This is a genomic window from Mycobacterium simulans (assembly GCF_900232995.1).
GTDB lineage: Bacteria > Actinomycetota > Actinomycetes > Mycobacteriales > Mycobacteriaceae > Mycobacterium > Mycobacterium simulans.
Map to the genome: position 1 here is coordinate 1 of NZ_OCVX01000024.1, position 2,098 is coordinate 2,098.

At 71.5% G+C, this 2,098-nt stretch carries 2 protein-coding genes; both read right to left on the reverse strand.

The annotated features are described in order from the left end of the window. The coding region (locus MSIMFI_RS26510) for a PE family protein (protein WP_191499908.1) at positions 1-398 on the reverse strand (398 nt) is incomplete at its 3' end. Positions 399-576: 178 nt separating this feature from the next. After that, a partial coding sequence (locus MSIMFI_RS29120; RefSeq protein ID WP_191499909.1) for a PE-PGRS family protein occupies positions 577-2,098 on the reverse strand: 1,522 nt, incomplete at its 5' end.

A 2,098-nucleotide genomic window follows, 5' to 3' on the forward strand; every position in this document is an offset into this window, starting at 1 on the left:
GAGCCGCCGGACCCGCCGTCGGTGCCGTCGCCAATCAACGGGCGCCCCAACAACAGGTTGGTGGGCGCGTTGATCAGCGCCAGGATGTCATCCACGACAGACTGCAACGGCGAGGCACTAGCCGCCTCGGCGGCCGCATAAGCACCGCCCGCGCTATTCAGCGCCTGCACAAACCGCGCATGAAAGGCCGCCGCCTCGACGCTGAGCACCTGATACTGCTGGCCGTGACTGGAAAACAGCGACGCAATGGCCGCCGACACCTCATCACCGGCGGCAGCCACTAGCGCGGTGGTCGACGCGGCGGCCGCCGCGTTGGCCGCGCTCAGTGACGAGGCAATGCCGGCCACATCACCCGTGGCGGCCGCCAACATGTCCAGATCTGCCAATACGTACGACATCGCTGCCTCCAGAGCACGGTTTGACTAGCGTCTTGACGATTGTCAAGTCATGCGGATAGTCCTCCTTACCATGACGTGGTCGCACAGTTTTGGGTTTTGACTCAATTCGCTGCGGCGCGGGGGATCATGATCTTCAAGCCAGACCTGACTCTCGCGACTCGACGCTTCGCCCGGCTCGTTACAGCGGCCCGGTTGTGCCGTCTAAGCCGGGGGTACCGGTGCTATGGCCGGCCCCGCCGGCCCCGCCGGCCCCGCCCTGGGCATTGTCTGGGTAGACATGTGCGTAGGCGTCGCCGCCATTGCCGCCATTGCCGCCCTTGCCGCCTACTACCTGCGGGCCGCCGCCGCCATTGCCGCCGTTGCCGCCGTTGGCTAATCCGGTTTGGTAGCTGAACGCGGAACCGCCTTGGCCGCCTTTTCCGCCTTGGGCGGCGGCGCCTCCAGCTCCGGCGTTGCCTCCGGTGGCGTTTCCGAGGCCATGGTTAATCGCCTCCCCGCCAGCCCCGCCGCTCCCGCCAACTAAGGTGGCGTTGCCGCCGGCGCCGCCGGTACCGCCGAAGGCGTTAACAGTAGAGCCGCTGCTAATGATCACCGCGCTACCGCCGTCGCCCCCGTTTCCGTTGAGGGGACCAACGTTGTCGAAGCCGATGCCGCCCGTTCCGCCTTTGCCGCCGACGATGTCGTGCGCATAGGCGTCGTTGTTGATTTCCACGCCTCCGCCCTTGCCGCCGTTGCCGCCACCTCCATTGCCGCCGTTGCCGCCCGCTCCGCCGTCGCCCGCGGTGACGTTTCCGGTTCCCTGGGTGAACGCATTACCGCCGGCCCCGCCGGACCCGCCGAAGGGACCACCGGAGGCACCTGCCCCGCCATTGCCGGCGGTGGCGGTGGCCGTGGAGGCGCTGTTATAGATAAGCGCGTCGCCGCCGGCCCCGCCGGACCCGCCAGCGAGGCCGGGTAAGCTCCCGCTGCCGCTGGTGCCGTCGGCGCCGGCGTGGCCGACGGCGTTTCCGGTTCCATAGTTATACGCCGAACCGCCCGTGCCGCCCCGGCCGCCCCCGGCGCCGGTGCCGCCGTTGCCCGCGGCGCCGCCGATGGCGTCTCCGCTTCCGCTATTGACCGCATGGCCGCCGGCGCCGCCGACGCCGCCGGTACCGGTGGCACCGGTCGCATTGCCGCCCGCGCCGCCTTTGCCGCCGATGGCGTTACCCGTAGCGTCGGAGCTCGTGATTTGCGCCTCGCCGCCGGCCCCGCCCTCCCCGGGCAGTAAGCCGCCTCCGTTGTCGACGCCAGTGCCACCCGCACCGCCGGCGCCGCCGACAGCGTCAACCGTAGAGGCGTTGCCAAAGATTTCCACACTGCCGCCCCGGCCGCCGGCTCCGCCGCCGCCGGTGCTGCCCGCGCCGCCATTGCCGCCGTCGCCGGCGATGACGGTTCCGGTTCCTTGGGTGTACGCCCTACCGCCGGAGCCGCCGGACCCGCCGTCGGTGCCGTCGCCGCCGCTGCCGCCGTCGCCGGAGGTCGCGCTGGCCGTAGAGAAGGCGTTCCAGATGCTCGCGTCGCCGCCGTCACCACCGGCCCCGCCGACGCCGGAGGCGCCCCCACTGCCGCCGGGCGCGCCGGCCTGCCCGATGGCGCTGCCGATTCCGTAGACCAGCGCACTACCGCCGCTCCCGCCGGCCCCGCCGCCCGCCGGGCCCGCG